We start from the raw sequence: 25,093 nt of genomic DNA on the forward strand, positions 1-25,093 counted from the left end.
AGGGTGTAGCGCAGCGCGGCTGCGAGCTGACAGTCACGCCGCGGGCGTGCGTCGCGGCAGGTGCAGGGCGGCGGCGACCACCGCGAAGGCCGCCCAGCCGGCCCCCAGCGCGCCGGCCGTCGAGACGTCCTGGACGTAGTGGTACGCGGTGAGGAAGGCGACCAGCGCGAGGCTGTTGCGGGCGAAGTGCCCGGTGAACTCGGACAACTGGTGTCGCGCCTCGACGGCCACCAGCACCCCCGAGTACGGGAACGTCACCACCATGCCCCGCAACACCGCGCCGAGCAGCGCGGTGAGGATCGCCCCCACGAAGATGACCACCAGCTTGAGCAGCACGGGCAGTCCGTTCCGCCCCTCGGCCGAGGCCGGCGCGACGGGGAACGGTCGGGCGCGACGGCGGCGCAGCAGCATGGCTGCCACCCAGAGCACGAGGGTGCTGGCGAGGGCTGCCTCGAACGGAACGTCGACGGCCACCAGGCCGGCGCTCAGCGCCAGGTAGCCACCGATTCCCGCGCCGTCGGCGAGCAGGATCGGCCAGCGCAGCCGCTGGTGGGTGACCGCCACGGTGCCGAAGAAGAGGTTGAGCCCGAGCACACCGAGCAGCTGCGCGCCGTCGACCCGGTACCCGGTGGTGACCAGGGCGAGCGTCATCGGCACCGGAAGGCTGTAGACCAGCGCCCGGAGCCGTACCGAGCGGATCACGCTCACCGCCCAGACCACGGCCGTCACCAGCAGGACGGCGCTCCACGTCATGGCGTCGGCGTCGGGTCCTCGAAGGTCGCCATGCTCGCGCAGGCGTCGAACACCCGGGTGAGCCGCTCGACGTCGGCACGGTTGACGGAGAACTGGTTCTCGCCGATCTCCCCGTGCGCGGTCATCCGGGCCTCCCAGCAGCTCGACGAGTCCCAGAGCGTCAGGTTGACGAGCAGGTGCGAACCGACCGCGCCGAACGGCAGCAGACCCACCCGGGCCCCGGCCGCGCGTTGCCGGCCGACCAGTTCGGACAGCTCGTCGGTCAACGTGGCGTAGACGAAGACCCGGGTGACCCGTACGCCCCGCCGCAGGGCCTCGACGTTCGCCTCCCAGTAGCGGCGGCCGATCTCGCTGCGCCACCAGCTCAGCTCGCCACTGGCCCGGGGCATCACGTTGGTCAACGCGTCCAGCCGGTGTACGCAGGCCCGGGTCGCGCCGAGCAGGTCCTCGTCCTCGTCGCCGCGCCGGATGACGCGTCCCTGCGCGAACTGCTCGGCCTCCAGCCGGAACTGCTCGTAGCGGCGCTGCGCCTCCACCGCGACCCGCGTGCCGGCGTGCTGCTCGGTGGCCTGCCGCATGGACGCGGCCACCTCAGTGGCGATCTGGGCGAGCCACGGTGGACCGTCCAACAGCGTCCGCAGGTGGAACCGGCGTTCCGCGCGGGCCAACGAGTCCACCAGCAGCGAGATGGTGATGCCCATCAGTCCGGCCAGCAACGACTCCACCCCGGAGGCCGCGCCGGTGAGGTCGAGCAGGACGCTGAGGGTGATCGACAACGTGATGCCGATCAGCGCCACCGGGTCGGTGTGCGCCACCAGCCGGAGGAAACCGCTCGCGGACGTACCGCCGCGCGGTCGTGCACGGGCAACGTCACGGGTCATCGAAGTCCCCCCTTCAGCCGCTGCGACCAGGGTAAAGACCACCGACAACAGGGGGCCGGTAGCATCCGGCAGGTGCAGGGAACGCAGACGGGTACGGTCGCCGAACGGATCGAGGCCTGGGTCTGCTCCACGCCGCTGCGCGGTCTGGTCGGGCACTTCGGCGGCGACTGGCCGGCCGGCGACCTCGCCGAGGCGCTGCGGTTCCTGGACGACTTCTCCGCCCGTCACTGGGACTTCCGAGGCGGTCGGGAGCGACCCGACGCGCGCGAGCCGGACCTCGACCCGGCCACCGCGGCACTGGTCCTCGACGCCGCCGCCACGCTCGGCATGGTGCGCGCGACACCGCCGACGCGCCGCGCGTACGCCCATCTGGTCGTGCTGGGCGGCCTGGCGCACGCCTGTGTACGACGCGTCGCCTACGCCGCCCATCTGCTGCGCGCCGGCCTGCGGGTGACCGGCGAGGTCGCCGTACTGGGCAGCTTCCGACCGCTGTCCGAGTGGGAACGGGTCACCCTCGCCGACGCGGGCCTGCCGCCGGACGAGACCGAAGTGGACGTGCTGGACACGGCGGTCCGGCAGGTGTTCGGCGTGACCGCCCCGACCGAGCAGGACGGCGTCGACGCCGGCCACCCACACCACTCCTGGTCGTCGCGGACCTACCGACCGGCGGGACTACCACCGGTACGGGTGCTGGCCGCGCCGTCCAGCGAACCGGACCGCCGGCGGGCGCACACCGCCGACACGCAACGGTTCTGGGCCGGGCACGTCCAGCTCGCCCCGGGTGACCAGGTGCTGATGGTCACCGCGCCCATCTACGTGCCGTTCCAGCACTGCGACGCGCTACGTACCCTGGCCCTGCCGTACGGCTGCCACATCGACACGGTCGGGGTGGACCCGACGGTGACCGATCCGACGGTGCTGCCCGAGCAGACCCTCACCCCGGGCCGCTACCTCCAGGAGATCCGCTCGGCGATCCGCTCGATGCGCGCCCTGCACGAGAGCATGGGCTGAGCCATCGGTGTCGCGGCGCCGAGGGCTCAGCCGGCGGTGTCGCGGACGGCCTGGGCGAAGACCTCGGAGCGGTGCTCGAAGTTGCGGAACCGGCCGTAGCTCGGGGCGGCCGGCGACAGCAGCACCACCCCGCCGGCCGGGGTGACCTCCCGGGACAGCCGTACCGCCGCCACCAGGTCGTCGACCAGTTCCGTCCGCACCTTCGGCAGGTTCGCCAGCACCTCGACGATCCGGGCGCCGCTGTCCGGGATGCCGATGACGGTCAACTCCCGCTCGGCCAGGTGCTCGGCCAACGGGGTGTAGTCCAAGCCCCGGTCGTTGCCGCCGACGATCACCGTCAACGGCCGCCCGTCGTACGCGTCGATGGCGTGCATGGCCGCGTACGGACTGGTGGCCAGGGTGTCGTCGACGAAGGTCAGGCCGGACGGGTCGGTGATCTCGGTGAGCCGGTGGGCCAGCCCCTGGAACTCGGCGACGGCCACGGCGAGGTGGTCCTTGGCGGCCACCACGTCGACGCCGAGCGCCTCGAGCACGGCGAGCGCGACGCACAGGTTGCCCTCGTTGTGCCGGCCCACCAGCGGCAGCACCGCACGCGGGAAGAGCGGCTGGTCACCGACGTGGAACCAGGGCGTGCCGTCGGCGCCGGTGGCGACGTGGGTGGTGTCGGGACGGCCGGCCCGCACCGCGGGCAGGTCACCCAGTTCGGCGGCGAGCCGGGGGTCGGCCCCGTTCACCACGATCGTCTGCGGGTCGTGGGCGAGCAGGTTGAGCTTGTCCCGGTAGTACTCCCGTTCCCCGCCGTGCGCGTCCAGGTGCTCGGGGAAGAGCGCGGTGACCACGGCGACCCGGGGTGAGTCGGTGAGGTCGCTGCACTGGTAGCTGGACAGCTCCAGCACGTACAGCTCGGCGTCGGGCAGGTCGAGCGTGGGCACGCCGATGTTGCCGCCGAAGACGTTCGTACGGCCCATGGCGGTGAGCAGGTGGCTGATCAGGCTGGAGGTGGTGCTCTTGCCCTTGCTGCCGGTCACCCCGACGGTGCGGGCGGCGTGGTCGGCCATCCACAGCGCGGTGCCCTGGGTCACCGGGACGCCCCGTCGCCGCAGCTCGACCAGCCACGGGTGGGTCTGCGGCACCCCGGGCGAGCGGACCACCACGTCGGCGGCGGCCAACCGGGCGAACCCCGCCTCACCGGTCACCAGCGGGGCCGCCTCGGCGAGCGGACCGTCCCACGGCAGCGACAGGAAGTTGGCGCTGTCGTCGACGGCGACCAGCTCGGCGGGGCCGTGCGCCGCGATGGCGGTCACAGCGGCCCGGCCCTCCCGACCGGTACCCCAGACGGCGACGGTACGTCCGCGCAGGTCAGACAGGCGCACGGGGTTCTCCTCGGGGGTCACGGCGGCGGCTGGCGGGGCCCGGTCCGGACACGGCCGGACGAACCAGGGCCTAGTATGGCGTGTGCCCAACGAGCAGCTCCGGCGGATGGACGCCTTCACCTTCCCGTCCTACTCGATCGACTTCGCCACCGGCGAGGTGTTGTTCGACTACGCGCTGACCGGCCCGGCCGGCGAGCAGCGGTTCACCGAGGTGATCACCCTCCCGCTCCCGGCGGAGCCGCCCTCGGACGAGACGGTCGCCACCCTCAACCGGGTGTTGGAGGTGCTGCACCTCGTCGCCGGGGTCAGCTACTACAAGGCCGCCGCGCCGCCCCGGCTGGTGCTGCCGGCGCCGCTGGGCGCGGCCACCGTCGACTACGTCACGGCCGTCTACACCAAGGGCCTCGCCGAGTACGCGTACCGCAACGACCTGCCGTACGTGCTGGAGCTGCGTCCGGAGGTGCCGGCCGGTGAGGTGACGCCGGCCCGGGTGTACGACAACTCCGACCGTCGCCCGCTCTCGGCGGTCGGCGGTGGCAAGGACTCGATCGTGAGCTTGGAGGCGCTGCGCCGCGCCGAGTTGGACCCGGTGCCGTTCTCGGTGAACCCGAACCACGTGATCGTCTCCGTGAACGAGGCGTCCGGGCTGACCCCGCTCGCCGCCCGCCGGCGGATCGACCCGGTGCTGTTCGACCTCAACGCCGCCGGGGCGCTGAACGGCCACATCCCGGTGACCGCCATCAACTCCCTGATCGCGGTGGCGACCGCCGTGCTGCACGGGCTGGGTCCGGTGGTGATGTCCAACGAGCGCTCCGCGTCCGACCCGAACCTGATCTGGAACGGTCACGAGATCAACCACCAGTGGTCCAAGGGCGTCGAGGCCGAGGGGCTGCTGCGGGGGGCGCTGGCGGAGCACGCCGGGCTCACCGAGCCGTACTTCTCCCTGCTGCGGTCGCTGTCCGAGCTGCACATCGCCCGGCTGTTCGCCGAGTTCACCCGGTACGACGACGTGGTGACCAGTTGCAACGCCGCCTTCAAGCTGCGCGACGCGTCCGAGCGCTGGTGCCGGAACTGCCCGAAGTGCCGGTTCGTGTTCCTGGCCATGGCGCCGTTCATGCCCCGGGAGCGGGTCACCCACATCTTCGGCGGGGACATGCTCGCCGACCCGGACCAGATCCCCGGCTATCGGGAGCTGCTGGGCGTTGACGGGCACAAGCCGTTCGAGTGCGTGGGCGAGGTCGAGGAGTCGGTGGTGGCGCTCGGCCTGCTCGCCGAGCAGGACCAGTGGCGCGACGCCCCGGTGATCAAGGCCCTGGTCGAGGCCGTCCCGGAAACGGCCTGGTCCGCCGTAGCGACGTCGGACGTCTTCACTCCCGGCGGCCCCAACCACATCCCCCCAACCTACGCAAAAGCCCTAACCTCCCTCACCTAACCCCACCCATCCCCCACCCACCCCTCTGCCCCCGCCCCCCGCTTGCTCGCGGTGATCAAGAGCTTGGCGTCACGGAAGACGAGTTTCCTGACGCCAACCTCTTGATCGCCGGCTTGGGGCGGTGGCGCGGCGGGGCAGGCCCCGCAGCCCGCAGCCCGCAGCCCGTAGCCCGCAGTCCGTAGCCGGGTTGGCCACCCCTCACCCACATCCTTTGCTCTGCTTCAGCGGACGCAACAGTTCCGGAGATTTTTGTTGCCTGGGTTGAAGCAGAGCAAAGGATGCGTGTGTGGGGGATAGTCCCTGTCGCGCCACCACGCGAAGCGACCCTGACCGGGAGGAAGTAGATCTCCGTCCGAGTCAGGGGGTGCGGACTGCTTCCAGGGCCAGGAGGGCCACGTGCAGGGAGAGGCTGGCCTCCACCGAGTCGAGGTCCACGTCGAGGATGCGGGCGATCCGGGCCAGGCGTTCGTAGAAGGCCGGGCGGGACAGGTGTGCGGCGGCCGCGCCGGCGGACTTGTTGCGCCCCTGCTCCAGGTACGCGCGCAGGGTGTCCAACAGCCGTTCCCGGGGGTGCTGGGCGTCGTACTCCAGCAGCGGGCCGAGTTCCCGCTCGACGAAGGTCTGGAGCCGGGGCTCGTCGCGCAGCAGGTGCAGCAGACCGGCCAGACCCACGTGCGGCAGCCGGAACACCGGCAGGTCACGCCGGTCCCGGCGGGCGGCCTCGGCGATCTGCCGCGCCTCGACCAGCGACCGGCGGGCCTCGCGCAGGCTGCTCACCCCGGACCCGGCGGCCACGATCACGCCGGCCGACGCGAAGGACGCGGCCCGGCCCGTGGCGGCGTCGAGGCGTACCCGACGAAGGGCCTCGGCGAACGCGGACAGCGCGCGGTCCTCGGCGGCCGGGTCGGTCAGAGCCAGCAGCGCGCCCACCGAGTTGTCGTCGACGGCGCTGGTCAGCGCGGTCAGTTTGGCCTCCCGCAGCGCCTGGCCGACGGCCTCGGACAGGTCGCGGAGCCGGGCCTGGCCGGCTTCGGAGCCGCCGTCGGCGGCCGGGTCGTCGGCGCGGTGGCGGACCATCACACCGACCAGGTGCCGGCGGTCCAGCGCCACACCGAGCGCCTTGGCCCGCAACGCCACCTCGTCCACCGGCCGGGAGTGGTCGAGCAGGGCGGTGAGCAGGGTGCGGTGCAGCTGCCGCTCCAGCCCCTCGGCGTCGCGGCGGATCAGGCGACCCAGCGCGAGGGTGGACGCCGCCCGCTCGACGAGGATGCTCAGCCGGTTGGGTGGCGCGGCGTTGGGCGGGTCGCCGCTCGCCGGCCAGCGCAGCAGCAGCCGTCCCCAGTCCTGACCCCGGGCGCCGACGACGGTCACCAGCCAGCCGCTGTCCGGGTCGTACGCGGTGCGCCCGGCCGGCCGGATGCGCCGTGAGTGCTGCTCCCAGCCGTCCAGCAGCAGCTCCGCGCTCTCCCCCGCCGGGTCGTACCCGAGGACCTGCCGGGACAGGTTCTCCAGCACCACCGGGCAGCCGGACAGCTCGGCGGCCTGTCGAATCACCTCGGCCGCGTCGGCGCCCTCGACGGACAGGTCGGTGAACCGCTGGTGGATCTCCTCGGCGGCCCGCAGCTCGGTGAGCTGCGCGTCGACGATCAGCGCGTGCACCGCCTCGGTGATCCGTACGAACGGGGTGGCCCGGCGCAGCTCGACCAGCGGCAGACCGCGCCGCTCGGCGGCGGCGATCATCACCCGGGGTACGCCGCTGACGTAGCGGCGGCCCAGTTCGACGACGAGCCCGGAGACGCCGACGTCGGCGAGGTCGCCGATGAACGCGCGCAGTCCCGCGTCGTCGGCCGGCAGCCCGATGCCCGTGGTGAGCACCAGCTCACCACCGCCGAGGAGGGTGGCGATGTCCGGAACCTCGGCGACGTGCACCCAGCGGACCGGCCGGTCGAGCCCGGATTCCCCGGCCACCACGCGCGGAGCGCCGTGGCGGACGGGGTCCAGGGCCAGGACCTCACGGACGGTAGGGAACACGGCCGACACGCTACCGTCCGTGACCCTGGGCCTCGACCGGCCGGGTACCGGATCAGTCGACGCCGAACTCCATGGCTGCCCGGTCGAGCGCCTCGTCCTCGGCGGTGGCGACGCCCCGGGAGGCGATCGCCTCCGCGCCGCCCTCCGGCATCGCGCCGATCAGACCGGTGGAGGCCGCCTGCGCGGCGCCGATCATCCGCTCGCTTCCCGCGCCGCCGACCATGCCGAGGGAGGCGTACTGCTCCAGCTTGGCCCGCGAGTCGGCGATGTCGAGGTTGCGCATGGTGAGCTGGCCGATCCGGTCCGACGGGCCGAACGCCGAGTCCTCGGTACGCTCCATCGACAGCTTGTCCGGGTGGTAGCTGAACGCGGGACCGGTGGTGTCGAGGATCGAGTAGTCCTCGCCCCGGCGCAGCCGCAGCGTCACCTCACCGGTGACGGCCGTGCCGACCCAGCGCTGCAACGACTCGCGCAGCATCAGCGCCTGCGGGTCCAGCCAGCGGCCCTCGTACATCAGGCGACCGAGGCGCCGGCCCTCGTTGTGGTAGTTGGCCAGGGTGTCCTCGTTGTGGATGGCGTTGACCAGCCGCTCGTACGCGGCGTGCAGCAGTGCCATGCCGGGGGCCTCGTAGATGCCCCGGCTCTTGGCCTCGATGATCCGGTTCTCGATCTGGTCGGACATGCCCAGGCCGTGCCGGCCGCCGATGGCGTTGGCCTCCAGCACCAGGTCGACGGCGCTGCCGAACTCCTTGCCGTTGATCGTCACCGGGCGGCCCTGGTCGAAGCCGATCGTGACGTCCTCGGTGGGGATCTCCACCGACGGGTCCCAGAACCGCACGCCCATGATCGGGCTGACCGTCTCGATGCCGGTGTCGAGGTGTTCCAGGGTCTTCGCCTCGTGCGTGGCGCCCCAGATGTTGGCGTCGGTGGAGTACGCCTTCTCGGTGCTGTCCCGGTACGGCAGGCCGCGCTCGAGCAGCCACTCGGACATCTCCTTGCGCCCACCCAGCTCGGTGACGAAGTCGGTGTCCAGCCACGGCTTGTAGATGCGCAGCATCGGGTTGGCCAGCAGGCCGTACCGGTAGAAGCGCTCGATGTCGTTGCCCTTGAAGGTCGAGCCGTCGCCCCAGATCTGGACGTCGTCGGCGATCATCGCGCGGACCAGCAGGGTGCCGGTCACCGCACGACCCAGCGGGGTCGTGTTGAAGTAGGCCCGCCCGCCCGAGCGGATGTGGAAGGCGCCGCAGGTCAGCGCGGCAAGGCCCTCCTCGACCAGGGCGGCGCGGCAGTCGACGAGGCGGGCGACCTCGGCGCCGTAGCTGAGCGCACGGCCGGGGACCGAGCCGATGTCGGGCTCGTCGTACTGGCCGATGTCGGCGGTGTACGCGCAGGGAATGGCGCCCTTGTCGCGCATCCACGCGACCGCGACCGAGGTGTCGAGGCCGCCGGAGAAGGCGATGCCGACACGTTCGCCGATGGGCAGGGAGGTGAGAACCTTGGACACGGGAAAGATTATTCAACAAGACGCATGGTCATGCAAGCGGATCGCCGCGGCCCAATTCCCAGAACGCCACGGCCGCCGCCGCGGCGACGTTCAGCGAGTCCACTCCGCGTCGCATCGGCAGGACCACCCGCACGTCGCTGGCCGCCTGCGCCGCCGCCGTCAGGCCCGGACCCTCGGCGCCCAGCAGCAGCGCGGCCCGCTCGCGCTGCGCCGGAGTCAACCGCTGCATGGGTACGGCGTCCGGCGCGGGCGTCATGGCCAGCACGGTGAACCCCGCCTGGCGTACCTCGTCGAGGCCGGCCGGCCAGCGGTCGAGCTTGGCGTACGGCAGCGCGAACACCTCGCCCATGCTCACCCGTACGCTGCGCCGGTAGAGCGGGTCGGCGCAGGACGGTGACAGCAGCACCGCGTCGACGCCCAGCGCGGCGGCGCCCCGGAAGATCGCGCCCAGGTTGGTGTGGTTGTTGACGTCCTCCAGGATCACCACCCGGCGCGCGCCGGCGAGCACCTCGGCCGCCGTCGGCAGCGGACGGCGGTGGAAGGACGCCAGCACCCCCCGGTGTACGTGGAAGCCGGTGGCCTTCTCCAGCACGTCCTGGGTGGCGGCGTAGACGGGCGCGTCGCCGGTGTCCAGGTCGGCGAGCTGGTCGACGCGCTTGGCGTCGACCAGGTAGGACCGGGCCGGATAGCCGGCGCGTAACGCCCGGCGCAGCACCAGCTCGCCCTCGGCGATGAACAGGCCGTGCGGAGGCTCCCAGCGGGTGCGCAGCTCGACGTCGGTGAGCGCGCGGTAGTCGGCGATCCGGTCGTCGTCGGGGTCGGTGATCTGGTGGACGGGCACCCGACGATTCTGCCGGACGGCCCGCCGTCGCCCGGCTGGGGAGTTTTGTCCGGTCGAGAAGGGGAACGACCGCAGGAGTTCCGGACACGACGGGAAGGACCAGCCAGGTGAGCGCAGACCACACGGCAGCGGCCGAAGGGGGCACCCTGCCCCGCCGTCCCACCGTCGCGGACCACATCGTCTCCCGCCTGTTCAGTTGGGGCGTACGCCGCTACTTCGGCTATCCCGGTGACGGCATCAACGGCATCACCTCGGCCCTGCAACGCACCAACGAACGCGCCCAGTTCGTCCAGGTGCGGCACGAGGAGACCGCCGGGTTCGCCGCCTCCGCGCACGTCAAGTACGGCGGCGGGCCGCTGGGCTGCGCGCTGGTGACCAGCGGCCCCGGCGCCATCCACCTGCTCAACGGCCTGTACGACGCCAAGCTCGACCACCAACCCGTGGTCGCCCTGGTCGGGCACACCGCGGTCACCGCCGAGGGCGGTGGCTACTACCAGGAGGTCGACCTGCTCGCCCTCTACAAGGACGTCGCGGCGGCGTTCCTGGCCCAGCTCGACCACCCCGCGCAGGTACGCCACCTGGTCGACCGGGCGTGCCGGACGGCGCTGGCCCGGCGTACCGTCACCGCGCTGGTGCTCCCCTCGGACATCCAGGACGAGCCGGCCATCGTGGATCCGCCGCACGCGCACGGCTACTACCAGACCAGCAACGTGCCGAGCAGCACGCCGACCGTCCCACCGACGGCGGACCTGCGCCGCGCGGCAGAGGTGCTCCGCGGCGGCGAGCGGGTGGCGATGCTGGTCGGGCAGGGCGCGCTCGGGGCCGAGGAGGAGGTCCGCGAGATCGCCCACCGGCTCGGCGCCGGAGTGGCCACCGCGCTGCTCGGCTTCGCCACCGTCGACCACCGCGAGCCGTGGGTGACCGGCGCGATCGGACTGCTCGGCACCCGACCGAGCTGGCAGCTCATGACCGGCTGCGACCGGTTGTTGATCGTCGGCAGCAACATGCCGTACTCGGAGTTCTACCCGCCACCCGGGCAGGCCCGGGCCGTGCAGATCGACCTCGACGGCACGCAGCTCGGGCTGCGCTACCCGACCGAGGTGAACCTGACCGGCGACGCCCGCCCCACCCTGCGGGCGCTCCTTTCCGAGCTGGGCCCCGGCCCGGGCCCGACCGCCTGGCGGGCCGAGATCGCCGAGGCCACCTCCGCATGGCGACGCGCCCAGCGTGACCTGGCCGAGCAGAGCGCCGACCCGGTCAACCCGCAACTGCTGTTCAGCACCCTCAGCGACCGGCTCCCCGACGACGCGATGCTCGCCGTGGACTGCGGCACCGCGACCGCCTGGTACGCCCGGCACGTTCAGGTCCGGCCCGGGATGCTGGCCAGCCTCTCCGGCACGCTGCTGTCCATGGGCGGTGCCATGCCGTACGCGCTCAGCGCCAAGTTCGCCCACCCGGACCGGCCGCTGGTCGCGTTGATCGGTGACGGGGCGATGCAGATGAACGGCGTCAACGAGCTGATCACGGTGGCGAAGTACTGGCGCAGCTGGGCCGACCCACGGTTCGTGGTGCTGGTGCTCAACAACCGGGACCTGGCGTTCGTCAGCTGGGAGCAGCGCTCCAGCGAGGGCACGCCGATGTTCCCGGACAGCCAGCAGCTCCCGGACATCGGCTACCACCAGTGGGCACAGGTGCTCGGGCTGCACGGGGAACTCGTCGACGCCCCCGAGCAGGTCGCCGGCGTCTGGGACCGGGCGCTCGCCGCCGACCGGCCGGTGGTCATCAACGCCCTGGTCGACCCGGCCGAGCTGATGCTCCCGCCGCACTTCACCGCCGAGCAGGCCCGCAAGACCGCCGCGGCGGTGCTGCGCGGCGACACCGACTGGGCCGGCATCATCCGCCGCGGCCTACCCGCGACGATCGCCAGCTACCGCCCCCGCCGCCGCGACCGCTAACCCTGCCCTCCCCCCTACCCCCTACCCCCTACCCCCCTTATCCCCGCGATCTTGCACTTTCTGCGGCGACAAAGCGTCACAAAAGCGGCGAATCGACAACCGAAAGTGCAAGATCGCGGGGGGTAAGGGGGGGGTGGGGTTCGCTAGCTGTTGCTGTCGGGGCGGGTGCTGGGTGGGCTGGACAGGGCTTCCTGGGCGGTTTGGAGGATCTCGTCGGACAGGGGTGTCTGGGCTGTCGCGCGCGCCAGCATGAGCGCACCGACCATCGTCGCGAGATCGACGAGCGCCAGCCGGCGGGCCTCGGGCGCGTCGTCGCCGGGGGCGTCCTCGATGTCCGCCAAGCGCCTGATGGTCTCCTGCACACCCACCGCGTACGACGCGCGCAGCGGACTGTCGGCGGGTGACCGGGCGGCGTCGGCGGCCAGCGCGGTGTTGGCACAGCCGGTGCCGGGTGTGTCGCGGTGCTCGGGTGACAGGTAGTGCCGCAGCAGCGCGGCCCGCGCTTCCGAGCGGTCGGGGAGGTCGGCGGAGAGCTGGTCCAGCAGGGCCAGGAGTTCACCGAAGGCCGTCGTGGCAGCGATGCCCAACAACTCGTCCTTCGAGCTGAAGTGCTTGTAGAACCCCCCGTGGGTCAGCCCGGCGGCGCCCATGAGGTCCTGAACGCTCATGCCCGCCGCGCCGCGTTCCCGGAGCAGCCTCGAGGTGGCGGCCACCACTTCCTCGCGGTGCCGCGCCGCTTCGGCACGTGACGTCCTGCCCATCGCGCGTCCCCTCCCACCCGTCGACCTCTCAATTATAGAGGATGAGCCTAATCCAAAATTTGCCGCCGCCGCCAACCTCGGTTAGATTATGGGCGTCATCTTAATTTCGAGGGTTGGAGACACCCCATGAACACCTACCTGATCAACCACCTGCGCATCCCCGGCGGCATCCCGAACGAGGAGGGGCTGTCGTACCTGGAGCAGGTCGAGGCCACCGTGCACCCGTACGGCGGCAAGTGGCTCGCCCAGGGCGACGTGGACGTGGTCGAGGGCGCCTGGCCCGGCTCCGTCGTCCTGATGGAGTTCCCCACCCGCGCCCACGCCGAGAAGTGGTACAACTCGCCCGAGTACCGGGCGATCCTCCCGCTTCGTACGAACAATGCGGTCTCGGACATCATCCTGGTCGACAGCCTGGCCCCGGACTTCACCGTCGCCGGTTTCGCCCAGCAGGTGCGCGCCGCCATCGCGGCAGCCTCCGCCAACAGCTGAGGCTGCTCAGACGCCGGTCACTCCGAGGTCATCGCCGAGCCTGGCGGTGACCTCGGAGTGTCGTGCCCCCCGACCGGTGGACAGAGCACGGCGGCCCGGCCCGAGGTGGGCCGGGCCGCCGCTGAATCCGGGGTCAGCCCCGGCGGTTGAGCCAGCGCTCCAGCGGGGACAGGGGGTCCTCGGTCGAAGGTTGCTCACGCTGCGGGACAGCCGGGCGCTCCACCGGGCGGCGGGGCTCGCCGGCCAGCTCCTTGCTGGGAGCGGTGAACGCCTTCTCCGGCTGACCCTTGACGGCGGTGGCGATGACCCGTGCAACCGCGTCGATCACCTTGCTCTGCACCGCCGAGCCCACCGAGTCGGCCGGGTCGTCGGGGTTGGCCGCGATGCCGGCGACGGCGACCTGCGGGGTGAAGCCGACGAAGGTCTCGGTCGCGTTCTCCTCCGAGCTACCCGTCTTACCGGCCACCGGCCGACCGTCGAGGATGCCGTTCACCCCGGTGGCGGTGCCGCCGTTGCACTGCCCGTACGGCGACTGCTGACCCACCGGGCAGCGGGCGGCGTCGGTCGCGGCGCGCGCCACGTCGGCGTCGAGGACCCGCTTGCAGGACGGCTCGCCGACCGGCACCTTGGCGCCCTTCGCGTCGGTCACCGAGACCACCGGCAGCGGCGTGCAGTAGGTGCCCTCGGCGGCCACCGTGGCGTACGCGTTGGCCAGGTCGAGCGGGGTGGTGGCGGCCACGCCGAGGGTGAACGACCCCCAGTTCGCGGCGTTGTTCTTGGCGAAGGCGGCGTCGCTGTCGGCGCGGAACGTGATGCCGAGCCGCTGCGCCATCTCGACCACCTTGTCCTGGCCCACCTGCTCGGCCAGCCACACGAAGTACGTGTTCACCGAACGGCCGAAGCCGTCCCACATCATCCGGTACCCGTCCATCCAGGCCGGATTGGCGTTCGCCGGGCACCAGCGACCGTCACAACTGCCCGGCCCCTCCGCCGGGTACCGGGTGGGCAGCTTGGCGGGGGCGTCGAAGCCGGTGGAGAGGGTACGGCCCGACTCCAGCGCCGCGAGCATGGTGAACAGCTTGAACGTCGAACCCGCCTGGTACCCGTCGACGCTGGCCCCGCCCGAGATCAACGGGTTGACGGTGTTGGGGTAGTTGGCCTGCCCCTTCGGGTTGTCGGCGAGGCTGTAGTGCCGGTTGACCGCCATGGCGAGCACCCGCCCGGTGCCCGGCTGCACGGCCGCGATCGGCAGGGCGCGCTTGTTGTCGTACCCGTAGACCTTGGTGGCCTGCTGCTGCGCGGTGGCCTGGATCTTCGGGTCGAGCGACGAGACGACGGTGTAGCCGCCCGAGCGCAGGGCCTGCTCGCGCTCGGCGGGGGTGGCGCCGAAGGCCGGCTGCGCCAGCCACCACTGGCGCAGGTAGTCGCAGAAGTAACCCCAGTCGTCGTGGCCCTGGTTGACGGCGGTGCAGCCGTTGGGCTGCGCGGTGGGGTGCAGCGCCAGCGGTTCCGCCTTGGCCTGCGCGGCCTGCGCGGCGGTGATCGCCCCGGTGGCGACCATCGAGTCCAGCACGTACGACCGGCGGGCCAACGCCTGGTCCTTGTCGCCGCTGATCGGGCTGTACGCGTCCGGGGACTGCACCAGACCGGCGAGCAACGCCGACTCGGCGAGGGTCAACTGTGCGGGGGGCTTGCCGAAGTAGCGCTGGCTGGCCGCCGCGATCCCGTACGCGCCGGAGCCGAAGTAGGCGATGTTCAGGTACCGGCCGAGGATCTCGTCCTTGCCGAGGCTCTTGTCCAGCGCGCCCGCGTACCGGATCTCCTGGAGCTTGCGCCCGACGGTGGGGTCGGTGGCGGCGGCGCGCTCCTCGGGCGTCCGGGTGGGGTCGGTCTTGAGGACGTTGCGCACGTACTGCATGGTCAGCGTGGAGCCGCCCTGCTCGGTGCCGCCGCCCTTGACGTTGGCGACGAGCGCCCGGGCCAGGCCGCGCAGGTCCGCGCCGCCGTGGTCGTAGAACCGCCGGTCCTCGGCCGCCACGATCGCCTGCCGCATCACCGGGGCGATGTCGGCCAACCCGACGTCGGTGCGGTTCACGTCGTAGAACGTGGTGAGCAGCGTCTTGCCGTCGTTGGCGTAGAGGTAGGAGCGCTGCGGCGTCGTCGGGGTGCGCAGCGAGTCGGGCAGCGCGGCGTACGACCCGATCGCGGCGCGTGCGGCGAACCCGACCAGCAGGTTGCCCGGCAGCGCCGCGACGGCCAGGACGAGCCCGGCCAGCACGCCGGCGAGCAGCACGGTGAACAGCCGCGACAGCGGCGAGCGAGGGGCGGCCATGCAACCCAGGATTGCCACAAATAACGCCAACCGACCACCCCCTGTTGCGAACTTCACCACCCCCCACCCCCACCTTCAGCTCGGTGATCAAGAGGTTTGCGTCAGCTGAGGGCCGATTCTTGACGCAAACCTCTTGATCACCGGGGAGGGCGGCGGGCAGGGGGCGGCAGGCAGGGGCGGTTTAGGGGGTGGGGGTTGTGCTGACGCTTGCGGACGCGGCGTCTCTCGCGGTTTCGCGGGGCATCAGGCGGCCACTGCGGTAGCCGATGCCGATGCCGGCGATCAGGACGAAGATCGCGCCGAACGTCTGGAGCGAGCCGATCAGAGCGCCGCCGAGGCCGAGCAGGGGCGCCGCGATGATCAGCATGACCCCGTCACCGAGACTGAAGGTGCCCGAGCGGGCCACCGCCCATCCGGTGAGGAACCACCCCACGCTGTAGAACGTCGCGCCGAGCAGGACCAGCGACCGCGCGGTGGTGCCGAAGACCGGCGTCTGCTCCTCGAAGCCGGCGAACGGCAACATCAGCACCGTGCCGGCGATGCTGACCAGCAGCCCGGCGGCGGCCACCCGGCGGCTGCGGGTCGCAGCCAGCAGGCCGGTGAGGGCCAGCAGCGCGAGCAGGCCGAGCCAGACCGCCGCCACCCAGCCGATCAGGTACACCGCCTGGCCGTCCGCCGGATACGGGTCGTTGCCCACCCCGCCGTCGCTGGCCATCGCCACCGCGCCGTAGAGGATGGCGTACGCCGGCAGCAGCCACACCGCGGCCCGCGCGAACCGTCGTACCGACCAGGCCCAACTGGCGTTCGTGGCGGGCGCGAGCGGGGTGGGCTCGCCGACGAAGGGCAGGACGCCGAACCCGCCGCCGGCACGCCGGGAGCCCAGCGGCGCGACCGGATCGTGCGCGCCGGGCACCGGGGCCGAGGACCACATCCGATTCGCCGGATCCTTCATGCGTCACCTCGCTCGTCCGCGAGCGGTGCGAGACGCGCCGGGGCGCCCCGATTGCCTGGTCACCACCCGTCCTAGGACCGATCGTGGCAGGCGTCGGAGCACCCCATGAGCATTTCTCGCATTTACCCGGCCGGGCGGCCGGCGTCCGGAACCCGGCCCTGCCCGCGCCGGGCGGCCCGCGCTCAATCCGCGCCGCCGGCCGCGCTCATCCGCCGCGCGGCCCGTGTGACGGGTCAGCCGCGCTCGCGCTGGTCCGTCGGGTCGTTGACCAGGCTGTCCGGGGTGACCGGCTCCGGCGCGGGCAGCCCCTGCGGCTTGTTGCCGCCGGTGGCCTGCGCCTCGGCGACGCGTACCTCGTCGTGGATCTGCTGCGCGGCGTCGGCGGCGGCCTGCGCCGCCTCCGCGGCCTCGCGCTCGACCTGGCTCGCGTGGTCGGCGGCCTCCGGCGCGGGCACGTCCCCCACCATCTGGCTCAGCCCACCGAGCGCGCCGCCCATCCCCTCCAGAGCCTTGGTCAGCTCGGCCGGGACGATCCAGACCTTGTTCGCGCTGCCCTGGGCGATCTGCGGCAGGGCCTGCAGGTACTGGTAGGCGAGCACCTTCTGGCTCGGGTTCGCCTGGTGGATCGCGTCGAACACCGTCCGGATCGCCTTCGCCTGACCCTCGGCCTGCAGGATCCGGGCCTGCCGGTCACCGTCGGCCCGCAGCACCGCGGACTGCTTCTCACCCTCGGCGGTGAGGATCTGCGACTGCTTGTGCCCCTCGGCGGTGAGGATCGCGGCACGCCGGTCCCGCTCGGCGCGCATCTGCTTCTCCATCGAGTCGCGGATGCTGGCCGGCGGCTCGATCGCCTTGATCTCGACCCGGGTCACCTTGATGCCCCAGCGGCCCGTCGTCTCGTCGAGCACCCCGGACAGGTGCCGGTTGATCTCGTCCCGGCTGGTCAGCGCCCGCTCCAGGTCGAGCGAGCCGATCACGTTCCGCAGCGTGGTCACGGTCAACTGCTCGATGGCCTGCAGGAAGCTGGAGATCTCGTACGTGGCCCGGACCGGGTCGACCACCTTGAAGTAGAGGACCGTGTCGATCGAGACCACCAAGTTGTCCGAGGTGATCACCGGCTGGGGCGGGAAGCTGACCACCTGCTCACGCATGTCGACCTTGGTACGGACCGCGTCGATGAACGGCACCAGCAGGTTGAGACCGGGGCTGAGAGTGCGCTTGTACTTACCGAGCCGTTCCACCACGTCGTGGCGCTGCTGCGGCACGATCCGCACCGCCTTGGCCAGCGTTATCACGGCGATCAGCGCCACCGCGATCACCAGCACCCCGATTATCGTCATCCCGTTCACCCTCTCGCTTCCGGCAGCTCGCCGGCGGAAGAAACGTCGTCCTGCCAGACCAGGGCGGTCGCGCCCCGGACCTTTATCACCCGAACCCGTTGACCGGGCTCGAAACTCTGCGTCGTGTCGTACGGCCGGGCCGTCCACAACTCCCCGTCGATCTTGACGAGGCCGTGCTCGGCGTCCACCCGCTCCAGCACCAGCGCCGTGGAACCCTCGATCGCCTCCACGCCGAACGGCTGTTCGCCGTTCTCCAGCGCGGACCGGCCGTGCCGCTTGATCACCGGCCGGACCACCACCAGACTCAGTGCGGACACCACCGCGAAGACCAGCGCCTGCACGGCGACCGGCGCGCCCAGGGCCGCCGCACCCGCGGCGGCGAACGCGCCGACCCCGAACATGATCAGAAACAGGGTCGTCGTGAAGATCTCGGCGACCGCCAGCACCACACCCAGCACGATCCACAGCACGGCATCCACCCCACGATCGTGACATGCAAATGCTCGCGCGGCTTCTTCGCGAAGATCAGTAGGCTCGGCGAGACCCATCCGGCGGCGGCCCGACCCGAGGAGAACCGTTGACCCTGCTACCCGAGACCGCCCGACAGATCGACAACCAGGTCGCCCAGGCACAGGCCGAGGGCCACGTCCCGTCGCTGGTGCTCGGCGTGGTCCGCGACGGCGCGCTGGCGCACCTGGCCGTCGCCGGCGAACACCCCCGGCCGGATCTCGACCTGCAGTACCGGGTGGGCTCGATCAGCAAGACCATGACCGCGACCCTGGTCATGCAGTTGCGCGACGCCGGCCGGCTGGCCCTCGACGACCGGCTGGAGCAGCACCTGCCCGGCACCGCACTCGGCGCGCTCACCCTGCGCCAACTCCTCGGGCACGCCAGCGGGATGCAGCGCGAACCCGAGGGCGACTGGTGGGAGCGGGCCGAGGGCGTCGACCTGCCGACCCTGCTCGCCGGGGTCACCGCCGACAAGATCGCGTACCCGCCGCACACCACGTACCACTACTCCAACCTGGCGTACGGGCTGCTCGGCGGACTCCTCGAACGGCTCACCGGGACGCCCTGGGCCGAGCTGCTGGCCGACCGCGTCCTCGGTCCCCTGGGAATGCGCCGCACCACGTACGCGGCCACCGAGCCGTTCGCCCGTGGCTACGTCGTCCACCCCTGGCACCACACGTTGCGCGAGGAACCCCGGACCGACACCGGCGCGATGGCCCCCGCCGGGCAACTCTGGTCGACGATCGAGGACCTGGGCCGCTGGGCCGCGTTCCTGGCCGACCCCGACCCGTCGGTGCTGGCCGCCGAGACGCTGACCGAGATGTGCGCGCCCGTGGTGATCAGCGACCTCGACTCCTGGACCGGCGGGCACGGGCTGGGACTGGAGCTCTACCGGGACGGCGAACGCGTGTACGTCGGGCACGGCGGCTCGATGCCCGGGTACGTGGCCGCCCTCGTGGTGCACCGAGCCAGCCGTACCGCCGTGGTCGGCTTCGCCAACTCGTACGGCTTCGGAATCACCACGCTCGCCCGTCGGCTGCTGACCAGCGTGCTGGACACCGAGCCGCCGGTGCCGCAGCCGTGGCGGCCGGTCACCGCCGCGCCCGCGCCCGAGGTGGCCGAGTTGACCGGTCGCTGGTGGTGGATGGGCACCTCGCTGGACCTGCGCTGGGACGGAGGTGACCTGGTGGCCCACGTACGCGGTGAGCGGGTGAGCCGGTTCACCGCCGAGGGGACGGACCGCTGGCGGGGACGCTCCGGCCCGGAGAACGGCGAGATCCTGTCGGTGCTGCGCGACGACGACGGGCGGGCGACGGCGATCGACATCGCCACGTTCGTCTTCACCCGCAGCCCGGACGAGGCCCCCTGACCCGTGGCCGGGCGGACCGGCCGGCCCGTGGCCGGGCGGACCGGCCGGTCAGGCCGGCTCGGTGACGAAGTCGATGAGGCGCTCCATGGCGTTGATCAGGGGCGTCTCCACGTCGGCGAAGCTGTTCACCCGGGACAGGATGTGCCGCCACATGCCGGCCGGCTCGGCCACCCCGAGGGCCGCGCAGACCCCCTCCTTCCAGGGCCGCCCCGGTGGCACCACCGGCCACGCCGCGATGCCCAACGCGGCCGGCTTGACCGCCTGCCAGACGTCCACGTACGGATGCCCGGTCACCAGCACGTACGGCGAGGTCACCCGGGCCACGATCCGGCTCTCCTTGCTGCCCGGCACCAGGTGGTCGACGAGCACGCCGAGGCGTCGGGTCGGGCCCGGGGCGAAGTCACGGACCGCCGCGTCCAGGTCGTCGATGCCGTCCAGCGGCTCCACGACCACGCCCTCGATCCGCAGGTCGTCACCCCAGATGCGCTCGACCAGCGCGGCGTCGTGGATGCCCTCGACCCAGATCCGGCTGGCCTTGGCGACCTGAGCACGGACGTTCTCCGCCGCCACGGACCCGGAGGCGGTCCGCCGACGGGCCGCCGGCACCGGGGCGCGGGTCGGGCGGCGCAGCGTCACCGGCCGGCCGTCGAGCAGGAACGCCGCCGGTAGCAGCGGGAAGTTGCGCCGCTTACCGTGCCGGTCCTCCAACACCACGGCGCCGGCCTCGAAACCCACCACCGCGCCGCAGAAGCCGGAGTCGGCGTCCTCCACCACCAGATCCGGTTCGGCGTCCACCTCCGGGGTGACCTTGCGCCGTCGCCAGTCGCCCGCCAACACGTCCTCGCCGTATCGCCCCGCCATGTCGATCACGCTAACCCGCACCCCGCACCCACCCACCCCGACACACCGCGCCCGCGCCCCCGTCCCCGCGCCCGCGCCCGCGCCCGCGCCCGCGCCCGTCGATCATGGAGTTGTGGTGGTGCACGAAGCGCTGCCAACCGCACGGAATCCGGCACCACAACTCCATGATCGACGCGATTCGGGTGGGGTGCGGCGGGGCGGGGCGGTACTGGGCGGGGCGAAGGGGGCAGTTCGGGGCAGGCAGGGCGGCCGGAGCGGCAGCCGAGACAGGGCCACCGATCACCACGTACCCTTTCGGCATGTCCACCCCCGCAACGGGCGCGGCCACCCTTGCGCCGCGCCGGTCGAGCCGGTTCGTTGCCTGGGTGCGCGCGTGGCGCGCCGGGTTGGTGCCGTACGACGAGGTCGCCGACGCCATCGCCGGTGACGAGGAGCACCTCGTCGCGGACGCCCCGGGCACCTGGACCGACGTGCCGCTGGGTGCCGCGCTGCCCACCCTGGCCAAGCTGTCGCCCGACGAGATCCGGTTGGTGCTGCCCGCGCCGGGCGACCCACGGGGCCTGCCCGGTCCCGGGGACTTCGCCGGAGCGGCGCTGGTGGCGGGTGAGGCGGTGGTGGCCGGCGGGTTGGGTCTGATCCCGCAGGTACGCAGTCACACCTCCGGCTCGGGAGACTGTTTCGAGACGGTGCTGTGGCGGGTGTACCCGCTGCCGGCCGACGCGCCGGCCGCCTCGCTGTCACTGCCCGGGGCCGCCGAGGCGGAAGCCGAACTGGCCGCCGCGCTGGCCGAGACGACCGCCGCGTTGACCCGTCTCGACGTGGCCCAGTGGCGGCCCGAGCTGGCCGGCGCGCTGGCCGCGCTGCGCCGGCCCGACGGTGCCACCGACCTGCCGCCCGGCTTCGACCCACGGGCGCGCCGGCTGTTCGCCCGCGCGGCCGTGCTGGACCGGGTCCTCGCCCTGGCCGGGCACGCCGCCCCCGGTGGCGCGATCAACAACTACGAGGCCCAGCAGCGCGACGCGGCACTACGCCCCCTCACCACCGCCTGCCGCCAAGCCCTGGTAGCAGCCTGCAACGCCCCCCTACGCCCCTAGCCCCCACCCGGGACCGCGCCGATCTTGCACTTTCTGCTGCGACGTAAGGGACATAACGCCCCATACCGTCGACAGTAAGTGCAAGATCGACGAGAAAAGAGGGGCGCGGGGTTAGATCTCGTCGAGCAGGTCGGCTACGGAGTTGACGATGCGGGACGGGCGGTACGGGTAGCGCTCGGCTTCGGTACGGCTGCTGATGCCGGTGAGCACCAGGATGGTCTCCAGCCCGGCCTCCAGGCCGCAGAGGACGTCGGTGTCCATCCGGTCACCGATCATCGCGGTGGTCTCCGAGTGCGCGTTGATCGTGTTCAGCGCCGATCGCATCATCATCGGGTTGGGCTTGCCGACGAAGTACGGCTCCACCCCCGTCGCCTTGGAGATCATGGCGGCGACCGAGCCGGCGGCCGGCAACGCGCCCTCCACGGACGGGCCGGTCACGTCGGGGTTGGTGCAGATGAACCGGGCCCCGTCGTTGATCAAGCGGATCGCCTTGGTGATCGCCTCGAAGCTGTAGGTGCGGGTCTCGCCGAGCACCACGTAGTCCGGGGCGAAGTCGGTGAGCACGTACCCGACGGCGTGCAGGGCGGTGGTCAACCCGGCCTCGCCGATGACGTACGCGGTGCCACCCGGGCGCTGGTCGGCGAGGAACTGGCCGGTGGCCAGCGCCGAGGACCAGATCGACTCCTCCGGCACGTCCAGCCCCATCCGGCTCAACCGGGCCGTCAGGTCGCGCGGCGTGTAGATGGAGTTGTTGGTCAGCACCAGGAACGGCTTGCCGGAGGCGCGCAGCCGGTTGACGAACTCCGGTGCTCCGGGCACCGGCTGACCCTCGTGGACCAGCACACCGTCCATGTCGGTGAGCCAGCTCTGCACGGGTTTGCGGTCATGCATCGGAGCCCCCAGCAGGCGTCGGTCGGCGGGTCGGTACGCAGCAGACGGTGGGACAGGTGTCCCACATGGGCAGGTCGCCGAGGCGTCGGCGCAGCTGCGCGCCGTCCGGGTCGGTCCGTTCGGTGACCAGTTCCCGGACCATCGTCACGAAGCGCGGGTCGGTGCCCGGGGTGCCGGCCCGGACGAAGTCCAGACCGAGCTGCTTGGCCGTCTCCAGCGCCTCGGTGTCCAGGTCCCACACCACCTCCAGGTGGTCCGAGACGAACCCGATCGGGCTGACCACCACGCTGGTGGTGCCCCCCTCGGCGAGCGCGCCGAGGTGGTCGTTGATGTCGGGTTCCAGCCACGGCACGTGCGGGGGGCCGGACCGGCTCTGCCACACCAGGTCGTACGCCAGGTCAGGGGCGGCGGCCGCGGCCACCAGCCGGGCGGTCTCGCGCAGTTGCGCCTCGTAGCGGCCGCCGTGCGGGCCGGCGTTCGCCGCCATCGAGGTGGGGATGGAGTGGGCGGTGAACACCAGCCGGGTGGTGTCCCGCTTCGCGGGGTCGAGTTGGGCGAGGGCGGCCCGGACCGCGTCGACGTGGGGCTCGACGAACCCGGGGTGGTCCCAGAACTGCCGCAGCTTCTCGATCACCGGCGCGTCGGGTCCGACGGCGGCCCGGGCGGCGGCGATGTCCTCCTGGTACTGCCGGCAGGACGAGTAACCGCCGTACGCGCTGGTGACGAAGGCCAGCGCCCGGGTCACACCGTCGTCGCGCATCCGGGTCACGGTGTCGGCGAGCATCGGGTCCCAGTTGCGGTTGCCCCAGTAGACGGGCAGGTCCACACCGTGCGCCGCGAAGTCGGCGCGGACGGCGGCCAGCAGGTCACGGCACTGCTGGTTGATCGGGGACACCCCGCCGAAGTGCTGGTAGTGCTCGGCGACCTCGGCCAGCCGCTCGGGCGGCACGCCCCGGCCGCGGGTCACGTTCTGCAGGAACGGCATCACGTCCTCCGGCCGTTCCGGCCCACCGAAGGACACCAACACCACCGCGTCGTACGCCATGGGGTCATTCTTGCCCCTCGGCCACGACGACCCGGCGACGCCCCCTGGTGCTGACGCGGAGATCACGCGTGCGGCTCCCGGGGGCGTCGCCGAAGGAGCGTCAGGCGCCGATGGCGTGGTAGCCGCCGTCGACGTGCACGATCTCGCCGGTGGTGGCCGGGAACCAGTCGGACAGCAGCGCCAGGCAGGCCCGCGCGGCCGGCTCCTGGTCGGTGAGGTTCCAGCCGAGCGGGGCGCGCTCGCTCCAGGCGGTCTCGAACTGGTCGAAGCCGGGGATCGACTTGGCGGCGATGGTGCGCAGCGGCCCGGCGGCCACCAGGTTGCTGCGAATGCCCTGCTTGCCCAGGTGCAGCGCCAGGTAGCGGGACGCGGACTCCAGGCCGGCCTTGGCCACGCCCATCCAGTCGTACACCGGCCACGCCTTGGTGGCGTCGAAGGTCAGGCCGACCACCGCGCCACCGGCCGACATCAGCGGCAGCGCCGCCATCGCGAGGGACTTGTACGAGTAGGTCGAGACGTGCAGGGCGGTCGCCACGTCCTCCCACGGCGCGTCGAGGAAGCCACCGCCGAGGCAGCTCTGCGGGGCGAAGCCGATCGAGTGCACCACGCCGTCGAGCCCGTCGACGTGCTCGCGGACCCGGTCGGCGAGGCTGGCCAGGTGCTCGGCGTTGGTCACGTCGACCTCGATCACCGGCGCGGGCTCGGGCAGCCGCTTGGCGATCCGCTCGACCAGGGAGAGCCGGCCGAAGCCGGTGAGCACGACCTGAGCGCCGTTCTCCTGGGCGAGCTTCGCCACCGAGAAGGCGATCGAGGCGTCGGTGATGACACCGGTGACGAGCAGCCGCTTACCGGCGAGCAGTCCGGACATGCAGGGTTTCCTCCGTAGTCAGAGAAGGTCAGTGGCCCATGCCGAGGCCGCCGTCGACCGGGATCACGGCGCCGGAGACGTAACCGGCGCCGTCCGAGGCCAGCCAGGTGACCACGGCGGCCACCTCGTCCGGGCTGGCCATCCGGCCGGCGGGGATGGACTTGCGGATCTCCGCCTTGCGGTCGTCGGAGAGACCGGCGGTCATGTCGGTGTCGATGAAGCCGGGCGCCACCACGTTCGCGGTGATGTTGCGGCTGCCCAGCTCGCGGGTGATCGAGCGGGCGACGCCGACCAGGCCGGCCTTGCTGGCGGCGTAGTTGACCTGACCGGCGCCGCCGGAGAGGCCCACCACCGACGAGATGAAGATGAAGCGGCCCCACTTGGCCCGCAGCATCTTGCCGGAGGCGCGCTTGGCGACCCGGAACGCGCCGGTGAGGTTGGTGTCGACCACGCCGGTGAACTGCTCCTCGGACATCCGCAGCAGCAGCGTGTCGTCGGTCATGCCGGCGTTGGCGACGACCACCTCGACCGGGCCCAGCTCGGCCTCGACGGCGGTGAACGCGGCGTCGATCGAGGCCGCGTCGGTGACGTCGGCCCGTACGCCGAACAGCCCTTCCGGGGGCTCGCCACTGCGGTGGGTGACCGCCACCCGGTCACCCTGCTTGGCGAAGGCCTGCGCGATGGCCAGGCCGATTCCCCGGTTGCCGCCGGTCACCAGCACGGTACGGGCCACGGTTCCTCCTTGCGACTGCTCAGCATGGACGCGTCGGAGCCTAGGCGTTACCCGCAAGTAAGCGCTA

General features: G+C 72.1%; 22 protein-coding genes. 6 read left to right on the plus strand and 16 right to left on the minus strand.

Translation table 11 applies throughout. The annotated features are described in order from the left end of the window. Positions 1–33: 33 nt before the first annotated feature. Both ACN263_RS19570 and ACN263_RS19575 read right to left on the minus strand, forming a co-directional pair. Entirely contained in the window at positions 34–753 is a 720-nt protein-coding gene (locus tag ACN263_RS19570) for a hypothetical protein (protein ID WP_422735828.1), read from the minus strand. Next, positions 750–1,634, minus strand: coding sequence for a hypothetical protein (locus ACN263_RS19575; protein ID WP_422735829.1), 885 nt, complete (start codon positions 1,632–1,634; stop codon positions 750–752). The genes ACN263_RS19570 and ACN263_RS19575 overlap by 4 nt, the downstream gene beginning before the upstream one ends. A 72-nt stretch (positions 1,635–1,706) precedes the next feature. Between ACN263_RS19575 and ACN263_RS19580 the strand changes: the two genes are divergently transcribed. Next, the gene (locus tag ACN263_RS19580) at positions 1,707–2,645 is read left to right on the plus strand and encodes a hypothetical protein (protein WP_422735830.1); all 939 of its coding nucleotides are present in this window, start codon (positions 1,707–1,709) and stop codon (positions 2,643–2,645) included. A 26-nt stretch (positions 2,646–2,671) separates the two neighbouring features. Here ACN263_RS19580 and murD read toward each other — a convergent pair whose 3' ends face one another. After that, on the minus strand, positions 2,672–4,018 hold the full coding sequence (gene murD, locus ACN263_RS19585; protein WP_422735831.1) for a UDP-N-acetylmuramoyl-L-alanine--D-glutamate ligase: 1,347 nt from the start codon (positions 4,016–4,018) through the stop codon (positions 2,672–2,674). 82 nt (positions 4,019–4,100) lie between these two features. Here murD and ACN263_RS19590 point away from each other — a divergent pair, with 82 nt between their 5' ends. After that, positions 4,101–5,450: a hypothetical protein gene (locus ACN263_RS19590; RefSeq protein ID WP_422735832.1), complete on the plus strand. Its 1,350-nt coding sequence runs from the start codon at positions 4,101–4,103 to the stop codon at positions 5,448–5,450. Positions 5,451–5,807: 357 nt separating this feature from the next. On the opposite strand, the gene ACN263_RS19595 is transcribed toward ACN263_RS19590, so the two are convergent. From ACN263_RS19595 to ACN263_RS19605, 3 genes are read right to left on the minus strand one after another with little or no spacing between them, the layout of a single operon-like run. Continuing rightward, positions 5,808–7,490 (minus strand): PucR family transcriptional regulator, encoded by a 1,683-nt coding sequence (locus ACN263_RS19595; RefSeq protein ID WP_422735833.1) that lies wholly within the window; start codon positions 7,488–7,490, stop codon positions 5,808–5,810. Positions 7,491–7,533: 43 nt separating this feature from the next. Continuing rightward, positions 7,534–8,985: an argininosuccinate synthase gene (gene argG, locus ACN263_RS19600; protein WP_422735834.1), complete on the minus strand. Its 1,452-nt coding sequence runs from the start codon at positions 8,983–8,985 to the stop codon at positions 7,534–7,536. A gap of 28 nt (positions 8,986–9,013) precedes the next feature. After that, positions 9,014–9,901: a TrmH family RNA methyltransferase gene (locus tag ACN263_RS19605; protein WP_422740756.1), complete on the minus strand. Its 888-nt coding sequence runs from the start codon at positions 9,899–9,901 to the stop codon at positions 9,014–9,016. A gap of 32 nt (positions 9,902–9,933) precedes the next feature. On the opposite strand from ACN263_RS19605, the gene ACN263_RS19610 reads away from it, so the two are divergent. Further along, entirely contained in the window at positions 9,934–11,781 is a 1,848-nt protein-coding gene (locus ACN263_RS19610; RefSeq protein ID WP_422735835.1) for a thiamine pyrophosphate-requiring protein, read from the plus strand. A 143-nt stretch (positions 11,782–11,924) separates the two neighbouring features. Here ACN263_RS19610 and ACN263_RS19615 read toward each other — a convergent pair whose 3' ends face one another. Then, complete coding sequence (locus ACN263_RS19615; RefSeq protein WP_422735836.1) at positions 11,925–12,542, minus strand: TetR/AcrR family transcriptional regulator; 618 nt, start codon at positions 12,540–12,542, stop codon at positions 11,925–11,927. Positions 12,543–12,668: 126 nt separating this feature from the next. On the opposite strand from ACN263_RS19615, the gene ACN263_RS19620 reads away from it, so the two are divergent. Continuing rightward, on the plus strand, positions 12,669–13,031 hold the full coding sequence (locus tag ACN263_RS19620) for a DUF1330 domain-containing protein (RefSeq protein WP_422735837.1): 363 nt from the start codon (positions 12,669–12,671) through the stop codon (positions 13,029–13,031). Between the two features lie 133 nt (positions 13,032–13,164). Here the strand turns inward: ACN263_RS19620 and ACN263_RS19625 are convergent, their stop codons facing one another. The 4 genes from ACN263_RS19625 to ACN263_RS19640 form a co-directional block, all read right to left on the minus strand. Further along, complete coding sequence (locus tag ACN263_RS19625) at positions 13,165–15,363, minus strand: transglycosylase domain-containing protein (protein WP_422735838.1); 2,199 nt, start codon at positions 15,361–15,363, stop codon at positions 13,165–13,167. Between the two features lie 181 nt (positions 15,364–15,544). Next, positions 15,545–16,315: a hypothetical protein gene (locus ACN263_RS19630; protein ID WP_422735839.1), complete on the minus strand. Its 771-nt coding sequence runs from the start codon at positions 16,313–16,315 to the stop codon at positions 15,545–15,547. Positions 16,316–16,548: 233 nt separating this feature from the next. Beyond that, on the minus strand, positions 16,549–17,655 hold the full coding sequence (locus ACN263_RS19635; RefSeq protein WP_422735840.1) for an SPFH domain-containing protein: 1,107 nt from the start codon (positions 17,653–17,655) through the stop codon (positions 16,549–16,551). Positions 17,656–17,660: 5 nt separating this feature from the next. Further along, positions 17,661–18,134, minus strand: coding sequence for an NfeD family protein (locus ACN263_RS19640; protein WP_422735841.1), 474 nt, complete (start codon positions 18,132–18,134; stop codon positions 17,661–17,663). Between the two features lie 98 nt (positions 18,135–18,232). Between ACN263_RS19640 and ACN263_RS19645 the strand changes: the two genes are divergently transcribed. Continuing rightward, positions 18,233–19,534 (plus strand): serine hydrolase domain-containing protein, encoded by a 1,302-nt coding sequence (locus tag ACN263_RS19645; RefSeq protein WP_422735842.1) that lies wholly within the window; start codon positions 18,233–18,235, stop codon positions 19,532–19,534. Between the two features lie 48 nt (positions 19,535–19,582). Here ACN263_RS19645 and ACN263_RS19650 read toward each other — a convergent pair whose 3' ends face one another. Beyond that, positions 19,583–20,395: a DUF3097 domain-containing protein gene (locus ACN263_RS19650; RefSeq protein ID WP_422735843.1), complete on the minus strand. Its 813-nt coding sequence runs from the start codon at positions 20,393–20,395 to the stop codon at positions 19,583–19,585. A 299-nt stretch (positions 20,396–20,694) separates the two neighbouring features. On the opposite strand from ACN263_RS19650, the gene ACN263_RS19655 reads away from it, so the two are divergent. Then, entirely contained in the window at positions 20,695–21,489 is a 795-nt protein-coding gene (locus ACN263_RS19655) for a hypothetical protein (RefSeq protein WP_422735844.1), read from the plus strand. A gap of 111 nt (positions 21,490–21,600) precedes the next feature. Here the strand turns inward: ACN263_RS19655 and ACN263_RS19660 are convergent, their stop codons facing one another. From ACN263_RS19660 to fabG, 4 genes are all read right to left on the minus strand, one after another. Then, positions 21,601–22,380, minus strand: a complete 780-nt coding sequence (locus ACN263_RS19660; protein WP_421472120.1) for an HAD-IIA family hydrolase — start codon at positions 22,378–22,380, stop codon at positions 21,601–21,603. Next, on the minus strand, positions 22,373–23,425 hold the full coding sequence (locus ACN263_RS19665) for a ferrochelatase (protein WP_422735845.1): 1,053 nt from the start codon (positions 23,423–23,425) through the stop codon (positions 22,373–22,375). Before ACN263_RS19665 ends, ACN263_RS19660 begins: the two co-directional genes overlap by 8 nt. Positions 23,426–23,525: 100 nt before the next feature. After that, positions 23,526–24,293, minus strand: coding sequence for an enoyl-ACP reductase FabI (gene fabI, locus ACN263_RS19670; RefSeq protein ID WP_421472122.1), 768 nt, complete (start codon positions 24,291–24,293; stop codon positions 23,526–23,528). A 28-nt stretch (positions 24,294–24,321) separates the two neighbouring features. Continuing rightward, positions 24,322–25,026: a 3-oxoacyl-ACP reductase FabG gene (fabG, locus tag ACN263_RS19675; protein WP_422735846.1), complete on the minus strand. Its 705-nt coding sequence runs from the start codon at positions 25,024–25,026 to the stop codon at positions 24,322–24,324. Positions 25,027–25,093: the final 67 nt, after the last annotated feature.

It is taken from the genome of Micromonospora sp. WMMD729 (assembly GCF_049315225.1).
In the GTDB taxonomy this organism is placed as follows: Bacteria; Actinomycetota; Actinomycetes; order Mycobacteriales; family Micromonosporaceae; genus Micromonospora.

What these genes read in the sequence shown, in the direction of transcription:
- ACN263_RS19570 (WP_422735828.1), bottom strand. Translation starts at nt 753, where the DNA reads ATGACGTGGAGCGCCGTCCTGCTGGTGACGGCCGTGGTCTGGGCGGTG.
- ACN263_RS19575 (WP_422735829.1), bottom strand. Translation starts at nt 1,634, where the DNA reads ATGACCCGTGACGTTGCCCGTGCACGACCGCGCGGCGGTACGTCCGCG.
- ACN263_RS19615 (WP_422735836.1), bottom strand. Translation starts at nt 12,542, where the DNA reads ATGGGCAGGACGTCACGTGCCGAAGCGGCGCGGCACCGCGAGGAAGTG.
- ACN263_RS19620 (WP_422735837.1), top strand. Translation starts at nt 12,669, where the DNA reads ATGAACACCTACCTGATCAACCACCTGCGCATCCCCGGCGGCATCCCG.
- ACN263_RS19625 (WP_422735838.1), bottom strand. Translation starts at nt 15,363, where the DNA reads ATGGCCGCCCCTCGCTCGCCGCTGTCGCGGCTGTTCACCGTGCTGCTC.
- ACN263_RS19630 (WP_422735839.1), bottom strand. Translation starts at nt 16,315, where the DNA reads ATGAAGGATCCGGCGAATCGGATGTGGTCCTCGGCCCCGGTGCCCGGC.
- ACN263_RS19635 (WP_422735840.1), bottom strand. Translation starts at nt 17,655, where the DNA reads ATGACGATAATCGGGGTGCTGGTGATCGCGGTGGCGCTGATCGCCGTG.
- ACN263_RS19650 (WP_422735843.1), bottom strand. Translation starts at nt 20,395, where the DNA reads ATGGCGGGGCGATACGGCGAGGACGTGTTGGCGGGCGACTGGCGACGG.
- ACN263_RS19655 (WP_422735844.1), top strand. Translation starts at nt 20,695, where the DNA reads ATGTCCACCCCCGCAACGGGCGCGGCCACCCTTGCGCCGCGCCGGTCG.
- ACN263_RS19660 (WP_421472120.1), bottom strand. Translation starts at nt 22,380, where the DNA reads ATGCATGACCGCAAACCCGTGCAGAGCTGGCTCACCGACATGGACGGT.
- ACN263_RS19665 (WP_422735845.1), bottom strand. Translation starts at nt 23,425, where the DNA reads ATGGCGTACGACGCGGTGGTGTTGGTGTCCTTCGGTGGGCCGGAACGG.
- fabI (WP_421472122.1), bottom strand. Translation starts at nt 24,293, where the DNA reads ATGTCCGGACTGCTCGCCGGTAAGCGGCTGCTCGTCACCGGTGTCATC.